The sequence below is a fragment of the Ulvibacterium sp. genome, assembly GCF_965248315.1.
Lineage (GTDB): Bacteria > Bacteroidota > Bacteroidia > Flavobacteriales > Flavobacteriaceae > Ulvibacterium.
On record NZ_CBDFIX010000002.1, the window covers coordinates 2,202,030 to 2,220,277 of the forward strand.

Below are 18,248 nucleotides of genomic sequence, written 5' to 3' on the forward strand. Positions count from 1 at the left end.
GGGTTAAAAATCAAAAAAGCAAACATAATTTAAGATACCCCTATTTTGGCTGGGGTATTTTAGAAAAAGTTTATTTTTTTGAGGATATATTATTAATTCCTTAAATGATTATTTTAGCCAAAAATTACAAAGAAGCCATGTTCAAAATGCGATTTAATGCCATATCGGAAAGCCTAAGGAGAAATAGGATAGTTATTGAAGAGAAAGGCCGTCGTTCCGAGCTGTTCGGTATTCAAGTATTCAATGACGAGAAAATGTTGCAATACCTAACTAAAGATGCTTTGGAAAGCGTTCGGGGAGCCATATTTTCGGGATCTAAAATTGATAGAAAAATTGCCGATCAAGTGGCGGAGGCCATGAAGGGTTGGGCGATAGCTAACGGGGCTACACACTATACACATTGGTTTCAACCGTTAACCGGGTCCACAGCAGAAAAACACGATGCTTTCTTTGACTTGCTACCCGATGGAAAAGGCTTGGAAAAATTTGGAGGAGGACAATTAGTCCAGCAAGAACCGGATGCTTCCAGCTTTCCCAGTGGTGGAATTCGGAACACTTTTGAGGCCAGGGGGTATACCGCCTGGGACCCTACATCACCAGCATTTGTATATGGCACCACCCTTTGTGTGCCGACTATATTCGTTTCCTATACCGGAGAGGCCTTGGATAACAAAGCTCCTTTGTTAAGGGCCTTGCATGCCGTGGATGAAGCTGCGACGGCGGTGGCAAAATATTTTGACAAGAATGTGTCCAAGGTGAATGCTACCTTGGGTTGGGAGCAGGAATACTTCTTAATAGACAAGGCCTTGGCCTATTCTCGTCCGGATATTATTCTAACCGGTCGCACCCTTGTAGGTCACTTGGCCGCTAAGGGACAACAATTGGACGATCACTATTTTGGGGTAATTCCGAATAGGGTACTCAGTTTTATGAGCGATTTGGAAAAGGAGTGCACGAAATTAGGAATTCCGGTAAAAACAAGGCATAATGAGGTTGCACCCAACCAATTTGAACTGGCACCTGTATTTGAGGAGGCCAATTTGGCCGTGGATCACAACCTCTTGCTTATGGACGTTATGGAAAAAATAGCGGATACGCATAATTTTAAGGTTTTGTTCCATGAAAAACCCTTCGCCGGTATCAATGGTTCAGGAAAGCATAATAATTGGTCACTGGCCACGGATACTGGGACCAACTTGTTGAGTCCAGGCTCCACACCCATGAAGAATCTTCAATTTTTGACCTTTTTCGTAAATACCATAAAGGCCGTAGACCATTATGAGGAGTTGTTGCGATCTTCCATAGCATCGGCAAGTAACGATCACAGGTTGGGAGCAAATGAGGCGCCTCCTGCCATTCTTTCCATTTTCATTGGAAAACAGCTCGGCCAGGTGTTGGATGAATTGGAAGGAGTTTCCCAAGGAAAATTATCCCCTGAGGAAAAAACCGAACTTAAATTGAACGTTGTTGGAAAAATTCCGGAAATCCTACTGGACAATACGGATAGGAATCGTACCTCACCCTTTGCCTTTACCGGTAACAAATTTGAAATGAGGGGAGTCGGTTCAAAAACCAATTGTGCCAAACCCATGACAATTTTGAACACTATTGTTGCCAAACAATTGAAGGCGTTCAAAAAAGAAGTGGACGTTCTTATTGACAAGAAAAACCTGAAAAAGGATGAGGCCATTTTTAATATTCTTCGAGAGTATATTAAAACTTCTAAAAAGATACGTTTTGATGGCGATGGGTACAGCGAGGATTGGGAAAAAGAGGCCAAACGAAGAAAATTGAGCAATAACAAAACTACTCCTGAGGCCCTGCAAATAATGACCGGCAAAGATAGTATCGCTCTTTTTAGGGAAATGAAGGTAATGAGCGAAATAGAGGTGAGGGCCCGTCAAGAGGTTGAATTGGAAGCCTATATTCTACATATTCAAATAGAAGGCCGAGTGCTCAATGAGCTGATGTACAATCACGTTATACCATCGTCCATACACTATCAAAACAAACTTATTACCAATGTCAATGGTTTGAAGGAGATTTATGGAGCAGCATATAAAAAGTTAACCGAGGGGCAACTTAACATCATTGAACAGATTGCCGAGCATATTTTGGAAATCAAGAAAAAGACGGACCATATGGTAGAAGCAAGAAAAAAGGCCAATACCCTTAATGATTTGAACAAAAAGGCTACGGCATATTGCGAAAATGTACGCCCTTATTTTGATGAAATCCGCTATCACTCAGATAAATTGGAACGTTTAGTGGACGATGCCGAATGGCCTTTGACCAAGTATAGGGAACTTTTGTTTGTCAAATAAACCCTGCTCCAAACCCATGACATACAGCAGACATGGAAAGACTGTTTCAAAGGAGAGTTGGTTAGGGCAGAATTTCCAATCCATAATCCTTTAGATTGTTCCGATCTTTTAAACCCTAAAGTGTGTGTATTCCTTCAATTCCCCTATTTTTGAGCACAAACAATGAACATGAGCTCTGCCAATAGTAAAAGATATGATTTGCGTGGTGTTTCCGCTTCTAAGGAAGACGTACATAATGCAATAAAAAACTTGGATAAAGGTCTGTTTCCAAAGGCCTTTTGCAAAATTGTACCCGATTACCTAACAAACGACGATGAATATTGTTTAGTGATGCATGCAGATGGTGCCGGGACCAAATCTTCCTTGGCCTATATGTATTGGAAAGAGACTGGTGATATTTCGGTCTGGAAGGGCATAGCCCAGGATGCGTTGATAATGAACATTGATGATTTGGTGTGTGTTGGGGCGGTGGACCATATTATGCTTTCTTCCACCATAGGAAGGAACAAAAATTTGATTCCCGGTGAGGTAATCTCTGCAATCATCAATGGTACGGAGGAGCTGATTTCGGATTTAAAAGAATATGGCATTACAATCCATTCCACTGGCGGGGAAACGGCAGATGTAGGGGATTTGGTGCGCACTATAATCGTAGATTCCACTGTAACTGCAAGGATAAAACGTAGTACCGTCATTGACAATGCCAATATCAAAGCCGGTGATGTCATCGTTGGTCTTGCTTCTTATGGACAAGCTACCTATGAAAAGGAATATAACGGGGGAATGGGGAGTAATGGATTGACTTCCGCCAGACATGATGTTTTTGCCAAATATTTAGCTGAAAAATATCCGGAAAGTTATGATGCCGCGGTTCCCGAGGAATTGATATATTCTGGAAACATTAAACTCACGGAGACTATTGAAGATGCACCGTTGGATGCCGGGAAATTGGTGCTTTCACCTACACGTACCTATGCACCCATAATCAAAAGGATTTTGGAAAAATATACCTCGATCGATATACATGGAATGGTGCATTGTAGTGGTGGAGCCCAGACTAAAATTCTTCATTTTATAGATGACCTTCATGTCATAAAAGACAACCTTTTTCCGCTGCCACCATTGTTTAAATTGATTCAGGAACAATCCAGGACAGATTGGAAGGAAATGTATCAGGTTTTTAACTGTGGCCACCGTTTGGAACTTTATGTAAACGAGGTTGTGGCACAGGATTTGATAAATATCTCCGAAAGCTTCGGGGTGCAAGCCCAAATTGTGGGTAGGGTGGAAGAAAATACATCCAAAAAACTCACGATTGTAAGTGAGTATGGCACCTTCGTATATTAAGGCATACGATTACCCCAAATGCTACGTTGTGTATAGTAAATATAATGCTATGGAACGAAAGGAATTTCTTAGAAGCATAGGAGCCGGAGCGGCCTTTGCCATTACATTTCCCTGTTTGCAAGGATGTTCGAACAGTGATGATACGCCCGGCAATATATCCGAAGTGCCATCTGGAGTGGATTTTACTATTGATCTAACCTCTGAAGAGGGAACCAAATTGATGAACAACGGAGATTTTATCCTAAAAAATTTGGTCGTTGTCGTTAAAAATTTAGAAGGGGAATTCGTTGCCGCGAGCCAGGTATGTAGCCACGAAGCCTACGATCAGGTGCGCTTTGCAAATGTGGACGGGGGTATCTTTTACTGCGATGTTCACGGTTCTCGTTTTGAACAGGACGGTACTCCTCTGAATCAGGTAGACAGCAACCCCGCCAGACCTTTAAAAATATTTAATACCGAGCTGAGCGGAGACACACTTCGCATTTTTGAATAATTTGAATCGATTTTTTGCCCTAAAGAAATATCTTGAGAAAGCTGACCTACATAGTGGTATTTCTTGTATCCGTTACCGGCCACGCCCAAAATTGGCAACGTAGCTATACGGATGCTGTGGCACTTGCCCAAAATGAGGATAAACCCATTATTTTGATTTTTTCTGGATCTGATTGGTGTGCACCTTGTATTAAATTGGATAGAACTATTTGGCAATCCCAGGATTTTAAGGCCCATGCCAGGGATAACTATATACTCTATAAGGCGGATTTTCCAAGAAAAAAAGCAAATCAATTACCGGAAAAAATCAAGATTGAAAACCAAGGGTTGGCCAATACATTTAACCCGGAAGGACATTTTCCGTTGGTCTTGGTTCTTAATAAGAATCAAAAAGTTTTGGGAAAAACAGGATACCAAAAAATATCTCCGGGAGCGTATATATCACTTTTAAATACTTTTTTAAAGTGAGACGACTAATCACCCTACTCTTTGGTCTATGGGCCATAATAGGTTATGGGCAGGGGCGTGAGTACGTTACCGTCAAAAAGACTATGGGTCTTATGGGTAGTCGTTTTGATATCACAGTGGTGGCTGCTACGGAAGAATTGGGATATATCAATATTGAAGAGGCCGCAGCGGAAATTACCCGAATCGAAAAAATGATTTCATCGTGGAATCCGGAATCTGAAACTTCGTTGATCAATAAAAATGCTGGAATAAAACCGGTAAAGGTAAGTTTAGAGCTTTTTAAACTTATTGAAAGAGCTAAACAAATCTCGGAAATTACTGACGGCGCCTTTGATATTTCATATGCTTCAATGGATTTAATTTGGAAATTTGACGGAAGCATGAAATATCTTCCCACAGAAGCGGAAATCAAAAAATCCATTGCCAAGGTCGGCTATAAAAAGATTATTTTGAACTCCGACGAACAGACGGTTTTCCTAAGGCAAAGAGGAATGAAAATTTCGTTTGGGGCCATAGGAAAAGGCTACGCCGCGGACAAGGCCAAAGAGTTGTTGGTTTCCAAACAGGTTATAGCAGGTATTATCAATGCCGCTGGGGACCTTACCACTTGGGGTACCAAAGCAAGTGGCGAAAAGTGGTTGATCGGTATTGCCAACCCTTTGAGCAAGGACAAGATTTTTTCATGGTTGCCCATTGTAGAATCTTCGGTAGCTACCTCGGGTAACTATGAAAAGTACGTATTGTTCAAAGGGAAAAAATATACACATATTATAGACCCAAGAACTGGATGGCCTTCTTCCGGGGTCAACAGTGTATCGATTTTTTCGAAAAGTGCCGAACTCTGTGATGCCTTGGCAACAGCCGTTTTTATTATGGGCAAGGATGCCGGACTTGCACTTATCAATCAACTGGGAGGTACCGAGGTAATTCTGGTAGATGATAATAACAAAATCTATAAAAGCAATGGGATTATGTTTGAGAATAATCCCTAACTTTAAAATATGAAGCAAGTATTGTTCATTTTACTATATGTCCTTCTTCTGACGTCCTGTGTGGCCGTAAAAGAATACGATAAGGTATACATTAACGATGAGGAAATGGTGTTATCTGCCAAAGGAAGCGAACGTTTTGAAACCAATTTCCAAATTTATCGCGAAGGTGCTTCCGGAGCCAATGGTGGTAAGACAGGAGGGGGTTGTGGATGTAACTGATTTAGGCAGTTGGGAGTTCTATCAATGTTCTTAAGCCGTTGGATAGATTGCACTCAAACATTAAAACTTAAAGAATACATAGTAACAATACCATTTAGAAACCCCTTAACTTTTTTCATTGAAAGGAACTTTCTTTTTTGTTTTTATCCTAATTACCACCTTGGGTTTTTCCCAGAACGAGTCTACCACTTATAAAAAAAGAGTCCTGGAGGCCACCGAGATTGATTTGCTATTCAGTTACTATGGGCAGGATGGCAACAATGCGGCGGTAACAGGTGGGGAAGGTACTGAAGAGCTTACCGATGCCACCTCCAGTATTGTGGTTCAAATTCCAATGAATGAGGATGATGTGCTTACCGTGGACGTTGGAATTTCTGCATATACTTCAGCCTCGTCCAGTAATGTGAATCCGTTGGATGGAAACCCCAATAGGCAAATAAGCCCGTTTAGTGCATCTTCTGGAGCGTCCCGCAAAGATCAATTGGTGCATTTTAACCCCTCGTACCGTCACAGTTCGGATGACCGGAATTCCATCTGGACGGGAAATGCCTATGTGTCGTCCGAGTATGACTATTTTTCCATTGGTTTTGGAGGCGGATACACCCGTTTGTTCAATCAAAAAAATACAGAGTTATCGATTAGCGGACAACTCTATTTTGATAGCTGGAATCCGCAGTATCCTATAGAACTACGGGAAGGTTTTTTTGACAACCGTATTACGGGTAATGGAACTTATGCCCCTTCCTCTACCGTCTTTGATCAAGAAAACCGAAATTCATATGCATTATCCTTAGGACTTTCCCAGATTTTGGGAAAAAGGATGCAGGCTTCACTCTTTACCGACCTCGTGCTACAAAGAGGGTTGTTGAGCACGCCTTTCCAACGGGTCTATTTTGAGGATGCAAATGATTTCTTTATTGATGATTTCCAGTTGGCTGATGATGTGGAACGTTTACCGGAAAGCAGGTTTAAATTGCCCATCGGTGCTCGCTTGAATTATTTTTTGGGCGATGCCATTGTACTCCGGAGTTACTATAGATTCTATACGGATGATTGGGGGATCACTGCGCATACGGCTAGTTTGGAAGTTCCTATAAAACTTAATGATACCTTTACCTTATATCCGGCCTACCGATATTACACCCAATCCGAAGCAGACTACTTTTACGCCAAGGAAACCGCGCTTTCTACCTTGGATTTTTATACTTCGGATTATGATCTCTCCAAATATCACGCACATCAGTACGGTATGGGCATACGATACAAGGATATTTTTACCCGGGCCAAACTTTTTACTTTTGGTTTAAAGTCGGTAGACCTTCGTTTTAATGCTTATGACCGAAGTGACGGACTTAATGCCTTTATTATGACGTTGGGAACTACTTTTGTAGGGAATTGATTTTTCCTGAATTATTGAACCTAGCGGTTTTGTTCAAAAATACTATTTTCTTATTCCTGTCCATTTGTAGGCTGTAAACGCCTATTTTGTACCCGTGGAGCGGCCTATGTTCTTGTTTCTTTTTATCGTAAATTCGCAATCTTAGGAGCACGGACTATGATAGACAAGTTGAACATTGTAAAGCAGCGTTTTGATGAGGTTTCGGACCTTATCATTCAGCCTGATGTTATTTCGGATCAAAAGCGTTATGTACAATTGACCAAGGAATATAGCGATCTCAAAGACCTTATGGCCAAACGAGACCAATATATAGAGCTTTCCAATAATTTTAAGGAAGCAGAAGAAATCATATCCGACGGTAGTGATGCCGAGATGTTGGAAATGGCCAAGATGCAATTGGAGGAGGCCAAAGAAGCCCTACCTCAACTGGAAGAAGAGATAAAATTGATGCTTATACCCAAAGACCCTGAAGATGCCAAGGATGTGGTCGTAGAGATTCGTGCAGGAACAGGAGGTGACGAGGCGAGTATTTTTGCGGGAGATTTGTTCAGGATGTACACCAAGTATTGTGAGTCCAAAGGGTGGAGAACCAATGTTATCGATTTGAGTGAGGGTACCAGTGGCGGTTACAAGGAAATCCAGTTTGAAGTAAACGGGGAGGACGTCTATGGGACGTTGAAGTTTGAGGCCGGGGTCCACCGTGTTCAGCGCGTTCCCCAAACCGAGACCCAAGGAAGGGTCCATACCAGCGCAGCAACAGTAATGGTACTTCCCGAAGCCGAGGATTTTGATGTACAGATAGATCCGAAGGATGTTCGGATAGACTTTTTTTGTTCCTCAGGACCGGGCGGCCAATCTGTAAACACAACATATTCTGCCGTTCGCTTAACACATATTCCTACTGGTTTGGTGGCACAGTGCCAAGACCAGAAATCACAGCACAAGAACAAGGAAAAGGCATTTAAGGTATTGCGTTCACGTTTATATGATCTGGAACTGGCAAAGAAGCATGAAGAGGATGCGGCCAAACGCAATTCCCAAGTAAGTAGCGGTGACCGTTCTGCAAAGATTCGCACATATAACTATCCGCAAGGCAGAGTTACCGATCATCGCATTGGACTTACCCTCTACGACCTACAGAATATCATTGATGGGGATATTCAAAAAATCATAGACGAGTTGAGTTTGGTTGAGAATACGGAGAAATTGAGGGAAGCTTCGGAGATTTTTTAAACATGTTTTTATAATCTTGAAGGTAGTTTAAGGCATTTACTAAGTACTAAAAAAACCTCTTGATCGTAATTGAGAGAAACCTAGGTTATGACCACGCAGCAACTCATTGAACAAATACATCTAAAAAAATCCTTTCTCTGTATTGGTCTGGATACCGATTTGGAGAAGATCCCCCCCCACCTTTTAAAAGAAGAAGATCCTATTTTTACATTTAATAAATCCATAATAGACGCTACACATCATTTATGTGTGGCGTATAAGCCTAATATAGCGTTTTATGAGGCCTATGGTCTAAAGGGTTGGCATGCACTGGAGAAGACTATTGCTTACCTAAACAAAGAATATCCGGATATTTTCACTATTGCGGATGCCAAGCGAGGAGATATTGGCAACACCTCCACACGTTATGCGAAGGCATTTTTTGAAGACTTGAGCTTTGACTCCATAACGGTTGCCCCATATATGGGAAAGGATTCAGTGGAACCTTTCTTGGCGTTTACGGATAAGCATACCATATTATTGGCTTTAACCTCTAATGAGGGAGCCTATGATTTTCAGACCAAATTGGTGGATGGCAAAGCGTTGTACAAAACTATTTTGGAGACTTCAAGGGGGTACACAAATTCTAAGAACTTGATGTATGTTGTCGGAGCTACAAAAGCTTCGTATTTAGCGGAAATTCGCAATATAGTTCCTGATAATTTCCTTTTGGTTCCTGGCGTGGGAGCCCAGGGTGGAAGTTTGAGCGAAGTCTGTGAGTATGGTATGAACAAAAATGTTGGGTTATTGGTAAATTCTTCTCGAGGTATTATCTATGCTTCCGGAAAAGAAGATTATGTCCAAGCAGCAGCCAAAAAAGCAAAAGACTTACAAGGTCAAATGACAAAAGAACTGGAAAGGCTCAAATAACGTTATTGCATCAAGCTTTCCAAAGTCCTTTTGACTTTTAATGCCTTTTGCTCAAAAAACTCACTCAATTTCGTATCGGCGTACTCCCTTGAAGCTTTGTCCATAAAATTTTGATACTGATATTCCAAAAGCGCAATAGCTTTTCTTCCTGGAGTTAAGGGGGTAACCGTTCCTACTCTACAATACTGTTTTTCCATAATCAATTTTTGTTCTTACAAATATACGGCCGTAAACAGGTTTTGGATGTCCGGTTATTACTTCATACAACTAAAATAACGGCTATTTGGCTAATTTTTAACTATTTCGTCAAAGAACGTCCAAAGAATCAAGGTTTTGTTCATAAAAAATGCTTTTATGGTGGAGATACAATAAAAAGATTTAATACATTGCAATTTGCTCTAAAATAGGGGCTTTTTAGAGAACACTTTGCTAAACTATACTACACATCTTCACAAGGATTCAACTACCTGGGTTACTTTTGTACACGGGGCTGGTGGAAGTTCATCAATATGGTTCAAACAGGTAAGGGAATTTACAAGACACTTTAATGTGCTGCTATTGGACCTTAGAGGACACGGTAACTCAAAACCGAGTCTTAAAAGAGTATTTAGCGAAAAATATGATTTTGATTCTATAACTCATGATATCGTTGAGGTCATTGATCACTTAAAAATTAAAAAATCCCATTTTATTGGGATTTCACTGGGTACTGTTTTGATTCGGAATCTAGCGGAAAAATACCCACACAAAGTGGAGAGCATGGTCATGGGCGGTGCCATTATGAAATTGGATGTAAGGTTCAAGTTTTTAATGGGTTTTGGAAAAGTTTTTAAGAATATTATACCTTATTTATGGCTTTATAGATTCTTTACTTTTATAATCATGCCCGATAGTAACCATAGGGAATCCAGGTCCGTTTTGGTGCGTGAGGCTAAGAAACTATATCAAAAAGAATTTGTAAAGTGGTTTAGGCTATCCTCTCAAATAAATCCGTTATTGCGGTTTTTCAGGGCCGTTGATTTAAAAATACCTACACTATATGTTATGGGAGGTGAGGATTATCTTTTCTTGCCTTCGGTAAAAAAAGCGGTTCAACGGCAAAGTACTTCCAGTCTTCTATTGATAGAGCACTGTGGTCATGTAGTAAATGTAGAACAGTCTAAGCTCTTTAATGATGTGGTCATTCAGTATGTGGCCGATATGAGTTCCTAACCATTCATATTTGTTTCCATTGACCGGGCGTGGTATATATTTTCTCGTTGTTTTCATTTTATGGATAGGCTCCGTAGTACATGCACAGGAAGATACATGCGCGTGTTGTACTGACAACCATATGGCTTTTGATTTTTGGGTAGGTACATGGAAAGTTAGCGATACCAAAGGGTCTTTTGTTGGAAGAAATAGGATTGAAAAAGTTGAGGATGGCTGTGTGCTTAGAGAACATTGGACCAGCTCCAAAGGGAATTTTTCCGGGACAAGTCTCAATTTTTATAATTCAAAGACTCGGCAGTGGGAACAGCTTTGGGTGGATAACTTTGGAAATCACTTAAAACTAAAGGGCAATAGGTTAGGAAATCAGATGATTCTTTCATCGGAAGATTTTGTACATACAGATGGAAATACCTATCAAAATAGGATTACCTGGACATTGAAAGATAACGGTACCGTTCGACAGCTTTGGGAAGTTTTACATGATGGCAAGGTATCCAACGTAGTTTTTGACGGACTCTATTCTAAAGAAGAAGAATAGTATTGGTTACGTGTAATTTATTGAAATCTATCTGGGTAGTATAGATATGTAAATTGCGACCCTGAATATTTTTGATAGCTAATTCAAATAATTACCCTAAAAAATGAGACAGAAAGTTTTTTTAAGAGTAAGTGCTTCAGGGCCGCTTTACATTTAACTGGTTGTTTTGTCAAAATAACATCTTCTTTGATTAATTGTAGGAAAGACTTATAAACGTTTACGATTCCGATAAATATTTACGTGTATTTTACATTGAACGGATGCCGTTTTATTGACTTTCCACTTTCCAAAAAAATAAAAGTTTTCGAATTCTTTACTTTTTATAGTTGAAAATAGGATAAAAGGCGGCCAAATTTACTTTGGTCGCCTTTCTAGTTTGAGTTAGTTAGTATTTGAACCAATTTTTAGTTAATTGTATCCTGGATTTTGACCTAGATTGGGATTGGCATCGGTTTCCCTTTGTGGAACAGGTGCAACCAAGGAGTTATCGTCATAATTTAGACTTCCGACCATACCCTTTAATCGTTTTATATCATGAAGTGCAAAACCTTCAAATGACAATTCCCTTTTGCGTTCGTCCAGAATATCCTGCAACGTTAGACCAACAATTGCTCCAGCCTCAGATCTGGCCCTAAGGGCATTTATTTCTTCTTCTGGGGACAATCCCACGGAAGTACCTTCCCTAAAGTTACATTCGGCTCTAATCAAATGCATTTCGGCCGTTCTTAGAAACGGAATATTGGAAAACTCTCCCTGCCATTTTGTGGTAGCTGTTCCACCGGTGGTTTCATAGAAAAACATACTTCGTTGATCGTTTGCATCATCATAGATATCAAAATGTTCCTCACTGATAGCCACATCGGGATTTCCCGATCTCCCTCCAAAATCATCTCCCGCCCAAAAGGTATTCATATCGTTCTCCCCATCTTGGGCGGTAATCTGCCATGCAAAAATATCCTCACTGGAATCTTCATCATTATTAAAGGCCGATGCAAAATCTATAGCAAGTGTGTGACCGCCGTTTTCGAGCACATCATCAGCTGCATCCCTGGCCGCCGCATAGTTTTCCTGTTGTAGATATAATCGGGCCAAGAGGGCTTGGGCGGCGTATTTATCCGCAAAAACATCGTTGCTTTCGGGCAATAGGTTGTAGGCTTCCGTCAAATCTGAAATAGCCTGGCTATATACCTCTTCTACCGAATTTCGGCTGGGAGATTCTACCTCGGATGCATCCGTTACGGCATTTAGCACAATGGGAACGGCAGGTTGTGTATTTGATTGTCCAGCCTCGTACGGAAGACCATATATTCTCGCTAAGTCAAAATACATCAAACCTCTCAAGAACTTAGCCTCTCCCTCTATCCTACTTCTGGTTTCCGCATCTTCTACAATTTCTAGGTTTTCCAAGATTAAATTGGCCTGGTTGTTTACCTCATAGGCATTCAACCATATGTCCCTTGCATTTACATTATCCGTCAAAATGGCCTTCTCATTGAACTCTGCCGGCTCCTCAAAAGTTCCATTAAACAAAAGTTCGCCGGAATTGGCCCATAGTTCAACGGATAAATTCAAGATTCCTCCGTAAATGTTTTCTTCAAAGCTTGGGGTTTCCGCACTGCCGTGAGCTGCTTCATCATAAAGACCGACTAAGAGGTTTTCCAGGTTTGCGGCGTTGGAAATTACCACTTCGGGAGACAAACTCTGTTCAGGTAGTAGTTCTAGGTTGTCCTCGCAACTTGATATTGCAAAAACGACAAGTACTGTATATAGGATCTTTTTCATGTGTATTGATTTAAAAGTCGATGTTTAGTCCAATTGTATAGGTTTTGGCCGGTGGTGCCGAATAGAAATCTTCCCCAACTTGAATATCGCTCAAGGAATCATTGAAATCCGCCGTTGATTCTGGATCGTACCCTATATAATCGGTAAAAGTCAACAGATTGAATCCTGAGAAATAAACGCGGAGCCTATCTATATGAAATTTTTGGGTGATGTCCTTAGGGATGGTATAGCCCAAAGTGAGGTTACGTAAACGGATAAAATCGGTCTCATCCAAATAACGGGTAGAAGGCTGTTGTCCATTGGTGGAGAACAGTCTTGCCTGTGGAACATTGGTGATATCCCCAGGTTGTTGCCATCGGTTCAACTGATCTGCTGTTTGATTGTCAAAAAAGCGGGCATTCCCGGATTGAAATCTTCCCGAGTCGTTGTAGATGCTTGCACCCCATTCTCCTTGGAAGGTGAACGAGAAATCGATGTTTTTATAGTTTAGATTGCTGGATAGACCGGCTATCAAATCTGGATAAGGGCTTCCTGCTACGATGCGCTGTGCCTCGTTGAAATTGCTCGTTGTGTTTTTATTTAAGGTTCCGTCGGCATTTGGGGTATTCAATACAAAAAGGGCATCCCCATTTTCGGAATTTACCCCGGCATACTCTACCATATAGAAGGAAGATAAGACCTCCCCTTCCCGTACAATGTTCCTGCCTTCAATAATATCCCCACCGGGTAAGCTTGTTACCTCATTATCCAAAGTTGAAATATTGAAAGAAGTGCTCCATCGTAGATCTTCCGTCTGGATGTTTCTTGTGTTCAAGACAAATTCAAGGCCTTTATTCTGCAACTCTCCTACATTTCTGGTAATGTTAACAAAACCTGTGGTGCCGGGAATAGGCTCATTGAGCAAGAGGTCATTGGTGGTCTTTACGTAATAATCGATTTCCCCGGATATCCTATTGCTGAAAAACCCAAAATCCAGACCTACATCTACCTGTGTGGTCCGTTCCCACTTTACATCTGGATTGCCCAACTGGGTAGGAGCCAGGGCGGCCTTTTGATTATATGGGGAGCCTTGGAAAAGGCTTAGACTTGCAAAATTACCTATTCCTGCATTACCTGTAATACCCCAACTACCCCTAATCTTTAAAAGGGAGAGCGTTTCCGAATCTATCAAAAAATCCTCTTCGGAAACAATCCAGCCTACAGCTGCGGCAGGGAAAATACCAAATCGGTTGTCGGCACCGAATCGGGAGGAACCGTCATATCGTAAGCTACCCTTAAATAGATATTTATTGTCAATGGCGAGACTTGCCCTACCGAAATACGATAAGAAATTGAAGGCAGTTCTACTTGATCCCCCAGCTACTATTTCAGAGGCGCTATTAAGGGTTTCTAGGTCGTCCGAAGGAAAACCTTGTGCTTGTATCAATTGAAGTCGCCTTCTGCTCTCTTCAAAACTCATACCAGCGGTTGCTTCAAAATCAAATCGTTCCCCAAAGATTTTGTTGTAGGAGAAATAATTGGTTAGCACATACTTTTCAGTCTCTACCGTATTTGCCGTGCCAAATCCACCAACAGAAGCTGATTCTGTTAAACTGCCCGAGAAGCGCTCCGCAAGCTGTACACTTAGGTCATAACCTACTTCCGACCTAAAACTAAGTTCAGGCAATATCTGGTATTGCAGGTATGTATTTGCAATGACCCTCCACATATTGGTCTCAAAACTGCCATTGAATTGTTCTGTTAAGAAATTGTAGTATTCCGTGGTATCGTTGTTGGGTGTTACGCCGTCTTCCAGATAGGCAGGGGAAACGGGTACTTGGGCAACAGCCTGTAGGGGAGTGGCAAAAGCATTATCATTCGATATCCTATTGATCTTGCTTTTTGAAATTGTCATATTGAGGCCCGTTTTGAATTTATCGGATATATCATGGTCAAAATTCCCTCTTAAAGAGTAACGTTCCAGAATATTACCGCGTACGATGCCATGGGTCTTGTTGTATCCGCTGGAAAGAAAAAATCGGGTTTTGGCACCGCCTCCGGATATGGATACGCCAAAATCCTCTATGGATCCGTCTATTAGGGCGAGGTCTTGCCAATCCGTGTCCACATTGGCCTGTCCGTTGGAATAGAAATCAAATTGGTCTTGTATTTCTTGTTCGGTAAAACCGTTATTGAGTCCTGCTTCCAAGAAGATCTCCCTGTATTGATCTGCATTCAGAAAATCTAGTTTATTGGTAGCGGTACTCCAGCCGTAGGATGAATTAATAGATACTTTGGTCTTTCCTTCCTTACCCTGTTTTGTGGTAATTAAAACAACTCCATTGGTACCCCTTGCTCCGTAAATAGCCGCGGACGAGGCATCCTTTAAAATTTGAATGGACTCGATATCGTTCGGATTTAATGATACCAAAGGATTTATGGGAGAATCATTTATGGACTCGTCTTGGTTTGTAAGGGGTACACCATCAATTACGTAAAGAGGCTCTTGGGAAGAGGATATGGTGGCCACACCCCTAACTCTTACTTTAATACCTCCTTCTACCTTACCGTTCAATTGTGTAATACGAACACCTGCGGCCTTTCCCGTTAATGCGCTTTGTAGACTGGGGGTGGGGATTTCGTTTATTTGTTCCGAGGATATAGTAGCAATATTATCCGTTATTTTTCTTTTGGATTGTGAACCATAGCCTACAACAATAACCTCTTCCAATTGGGAAGCGTCTTCTTCCATCTGAACATCCAGGGTACTTGAAGTACCAACAGTAAATTCAATGGTTCTTTGTCCTAAATAGGAGAATACCAGAACCTGCCCTTCTTCGGCCTCGATCGTATAATTACCATCAAAATCGGATTGGGTTCCAGAGGTGGTGCCCTTTACCAAAATATTAACGCCAGGCAGCGGAATGGCATTCTGATCGGTTACATTACCGGTCACTGTTTTTTCTTGTGCATAGGCATATGACATTCCAATAAGGAATAGCATACACATGCACTTCAGTTGTTTTTTCATACGTATAGTTTTATTTGGGTTAGTCATGAATAGACTAATGAAAAGAAAAGTAAAGACCTAAATTGTTTAGAGATTCGATTTAAACCTTTGCTCAAAACATGAGGTGAAGATTTTGAAAGCACAGTCGCGAATAAACAAAATGAATTTAGAGTTACTTTAACATTTAATTAGTCATTCGCCCTCAAAGTAACATGCTCTCATTTTGTTAAAGGGAAAATCTTATAAACGTTTACTTTTCCGACAAATACTTACGCTTGTTTTACCTTTCATAACAATTTCAAGGATATATGTTATATTCTGTCTTAAAATGACGGATTTACCTTAGGTTTAAGTAGCAGTTTTTGCATTTTTAAGAATGGCTATTTTTTTAGTGAAAGTATCTCTCTTTCTTTACTGGATTTTTTAGAAGGGAAACATAAGTGGAAAGCGTAATAAGGAGTGAAGAAAAAAAATGCAGCCCCACTGGTTTTGATGACTAATTCAAATATATTACTCTAAAAATGAGAAAAATGTAAAATTTTAGGAATATGACCGGCAGAGCTGCTTTTACAAAATCTTGAATTCATGAGCAACCAAAATATAATGCTTCCGTCTTATTTAAGGAAAATCTTATAAACGTTTACGCTTCCGATAAAAGCTTACGAATTTTTTACGCCGGTGCCCGCATAGCGGTCTTTTGATATTCACTAGGGGTAAGACTCGTATCTTTTTTAAAAGCCTTGTTAAAGGTAACTTTGTTATTGTAACCTACTTCATAGGCTATATCTATGATATTGAGGTTTTTTTTCTGATCACTGTTCAATATGTCCTTGGCTTCCCGAATCCTATACTTGTTTACGAGTTCGTGAAAATTCATGTTGAAATGTTCGTTGATTACCTGCGAAGCGTTATGCCGCGTGGTGTCCAATCGCTGGGCTATCATTTCCAGGCTAATATCACTTTCCTTGTAAATTTTTTCAATATCGAACAAGCGAATCAATTTTTCTCTTAGTTCCTTGGATAAACTGTCCGTCAAACCAGATTTTTCATATTTGAAGAACAGCGCATCGGTAAAGTGGTACATGCCACTAAAAACATTGGGCTGTACATTGGCTGAATAACCGACATACATAACCATAAATGCCATACTTATCACTTGCATATGATAAAGAAAACCGGAAGTGATATTATTGCTTAGCAAGATTCCATAGGCGGCATAGCAGAAAACATACATGATATGAATTCTGAATATATTTTTCTGCCATATTTTACTCTCTTTTGTTAAGCTCTTGCTCTGTCTGGAGCGCATATAAATTTTGCTTATGAAGTAACCATAAATAGCAAGAGAGGATAGTTTTAACACGATTATAGCTATATCATGAAAGCTCCGCCCGCTGGTAATTCTGTCTAAAAGCAGTCCTAGCTTTTCTTCAGCGGACATCATATAAATCGGAAACACATAAATTAAAAACAACAACGTAGGAAGTAAATGGAGCAGGTCCCTAAGTTTAAATCGATATTCTTGAGCAATCCTTTTAAAATAAAAGTAGAGCAAAGGGCCATACAAAAAGGAGAAACCAGTGGACATTGCATAGGTATGGGGATACTGGTAGTGATTGTTGGTGAGATTTACAAAAATGTGTAAAATAAAAAATGAATGGATAAAAATGAAACTGCTAATAAGTATTTTGGCGGTCACTTCAATTTTTTTATTGAAATGTATGATGGCCGCAATGTAAAAGCCAATAAGTGCTACATATAGGTACAGAAAAGACCAAAAATTGAATTTTGGAACATATTTTTTTACTACCCCCTTGAATGCTTCCGTGTTTCTGATGCTATCAAAACTTGGATCCGAAAGGATTACAGGTTTGAAATCCTGTAATAGATATTTCTCAACATATTTGACCGCTTCAGCATTATTTCCTAAGGCCGCTTCGCTTACAGCCAATTTTCTAAGAACCGGCGCCTGTTCAATTTCTGGATAGGTCAATAGCTTGTTGAACTCCTTGATGGCTACGGTGTAATTCCGTTCCATAAAAAGGCTATCCGCTCTTTTGTTTAATAGTGTTGCTATGTTCTCCCTGCCCTGTCCTAAGGAGAAGTCAACCTTATGCGACGCGGAAGTTTTGGTAGAATTGCCTAACAATAGTAAGAATGTAAAGATTACTCCTATAGGCCTCATTTATGGATGGGTGAATTAGCTTAAGTATAAGTTAGAAAATATCGTACTATAAGACCTTAAAATTTTCTTAAAAAAAGTAAGCCCCGATAATAGTTTACTTCAAGTGAGCTCTTGTAAAAGCATATAAAATCAAGAATTATGGATAATGTAACAGAAGAT

The 18,248-nt window shown here is 40.4% G+C and carries 15 protein-coding genes; 11 read left to right on the top strand and 4 right to left on the bottom strand.

Translation table 11 applies throughout. The features are described from left to right. Positions 1 to 137 precede the first annotated feature (137 nt). The 9 genes from ACP2AF_RS11060 to pyrF all read left to right on the top strand — a co-directional run bounded on the left by ACP2AF_RS11060 (position 138) and on the right by pyrF (position 9,383). On the top strand, positions 138 to 2,324 hold the full coding sequence (locus ACP2AF_RS11060) for a glutamine synthetase III (RefSeq protein WP_425236214.1): 2,187 nt from the start codon (positions 138 to 140) through the stop codon (positions 2,322 to 2,324). 168 nt (positions 2,325 to 2,492) lie between these two features. Next, a complete protein-coding gene (locus ACP2AF_RS11065; protein WP_425236215.1) occupies positions 2,493 to 3,671 on the top strand; it encodes an AIR synthase related protein in 1,179 nt (392 codons plus the stop codon). 49 nt (positions 3,672 to 3,720) lie between these two features. Continuing rightward, positions 3,721 to 4,164: a ubiquinol-cytochrome c reductase iron-sulfur subunit gene (locus ACP2AF_RS11070; protein ID WP_425236216.1), complete on the top strand. Its 444-nt coding sequence runs from the start codon at positions 3,721 to 3,723 to the stop codon at positions 4,162 to 4,164. 32 nt (positions 4,165 to 4,196) lie between these two features. Next, positions 4,197 to 4,631 carry a thioredoxin family protein gene (locus ACP2AF_RS11075; RefSeq protein WP_425236217.1) on the top strand — a complete coding sequence of 145 codons (435 nt, stop codon included), beginning with the start codon at positions 4,197 to 4,199 and terminating at the stop codon, positions 4,629 to 4,631. Beyond that, on the top strand, positions 4,628 to 5,623 hold the full coding sequence (locus ACP2AF_RS11080; RefSeq protein WP_425236218.1) for an FAD:protein FMN transferase: 996 nt from the start codon (positions 4,628 to 4,630) through the stop codon (positions 5,621 to 5,623). The genes ACP2AF_RS11075 and ACP2AF_RS11080 overlap by 4 nt, the downstream gene beginning before the upstream one ends. 9 nt (positions 5,624 to 5,632) lie before the next feature. Further along, positions 5,633 to 5,842 carry a DUF4266 domain-containing protein gene (locus ACP2AF_RS11085; RefSeq protein WP_425236219.1) on the top strand — a complete coding sequence of 70 codons (210 nt, stop codon included), beginning with the start codon at positions 5,633 to 5,635 and terminating at the stop codon, positions 5,840 to 5,842. A 118-nt stretch (positions 5,843 to 5,960) separates the two neighbouring features. Beyond that, positions 5,961 to 7,241, top strand: coding sequence for a DUF3570 domain-containing protein (locus tag ACP2AF_RS11090; protein WP_425236220.1), 1,281 nt, complete (start codon positions 5,961 to 5,963; stop codon positions 7,239 to 7,241). Between the two features lie 156 nt (positions 7,242 to 7,397). After that, complete coding sequence (prfA, locus tag ACP2AF_RS11095) at positions 7,398 to 8,474, top strand: peptide chain release factor 1 (protein ID WP_425236221.1); 1,077 nt, start codon at positions 7,398 to 7,400, stop codon at positions 8,472 to 8,474. An 87-nt stretch (positions 8,475 to 8,561) separates the two neighbouring features. Then, complete coding sequence (gene pyrF, locus ACP2AF_RS11100; RefSeq protein WP_425236222.1) at positions 8,562 to 9,383, top strand: orotidine-5'-phosphate decarboxylase; 822 nt, start codon at positions 8,562 to 8,564, stop codon at positions 9,381 to 9,383. A 2-nt stretch (positions 9,384 to 9,385) separates the two neighbouring features. Here the strand turns inward: pyrF and ACP2AF_RS11105 are convergent, their stop codons facing one another. Then, positions 9,386 to 9,580: a hypothetical protein gene (locus ACP2AF_RS11105; protein ID WP_425236223.1), complete on the bottom strand. Its 195-nt coding sequence runs from the start codon at positions 9,578 to 9,580 to the stop codon at positions 9,386 to 9,388. Between the two features lie 229 nt (positions 9,581 to 9,809). Between ACP2AF_RS11105 and ACP2AF_RS11110 the strand changes: the two genes are divergently transcribed. Both ACP2AF_RS11110 and ACP2AF_RS11115 read left to right on the top strand, forming a co-directional pair. After that, positions 9,810 to 10,595 carry an alpha/beta fold hydrolase gene (locus tag ACP2AF_RS11110; RefSeq protein WP_425236224.1) on the top strand — a complete coding sequence of 262 codons (786 nt, stop codon included), beginning with the start codon at positions 9,810 to 9,812 and terminating at the stop codon, positions 10,593 to 10,595. A 121-nt stretch (positions 10,596 to 10,716) separates the two neighbouring features. Then, positions 10,717 to 11,133, top strand: a complete 417-nt coding sequence (locus ACP2AF_RS11115; RefSeq protein WP_425236225.1) for a hypothetical protein — start codon at positions 10,717 to 10,719, stop codon at positions 11,131 to 11,133. 408 nt (positions 11,134 to 11,541) lie between these two features. Here the strand turns inward: ACP2AF_RS11115 and ACP2AF_RS11120 are convergent, their stop codons facing one another. From ACP2AF_RS11120 to ACP2AF_RS11130, 3 genes are all read right to left on the bottom strand, one after another. Then, complete coding sequence (locus ACP2AF_RS11120) at positions 11,542 to 12,915, bottom strand: RagB/SusD family nutrient uptake outer membrane protein (RefSeq protein ID WP_425236226.1); 1,374 nt, start codon at positions 12,913 to 12,915, stop codon at positions 11,542 to 11,544. Between the two features lie 10 nt (positions 12,916 to 12,925). Beyond that, entirely contained in the window at positions 12,926 to 15,925 is a 3,000-nt protein-coding gene (locus ACP2AF_RS11125; protein WP_425236227.1) for a SusC/RagA family TonB-linked outer membrane protein, read from the bottom strand. A 649-nt stretch (positions 15,926 to 16,574) separates the two neighbouring features. Then, entirely contained in the window at positions 16,575 to 18,089 is a 1,515-nt protein-coding gene (locus ACP2AF_RS11130; RefSeq protein WP_425236228.1) for a helix-turn-helix domain-containing protein, read from the bottom strand. Positions 18,090 to 18,248 lie beyond the last annotated feature (159 nt).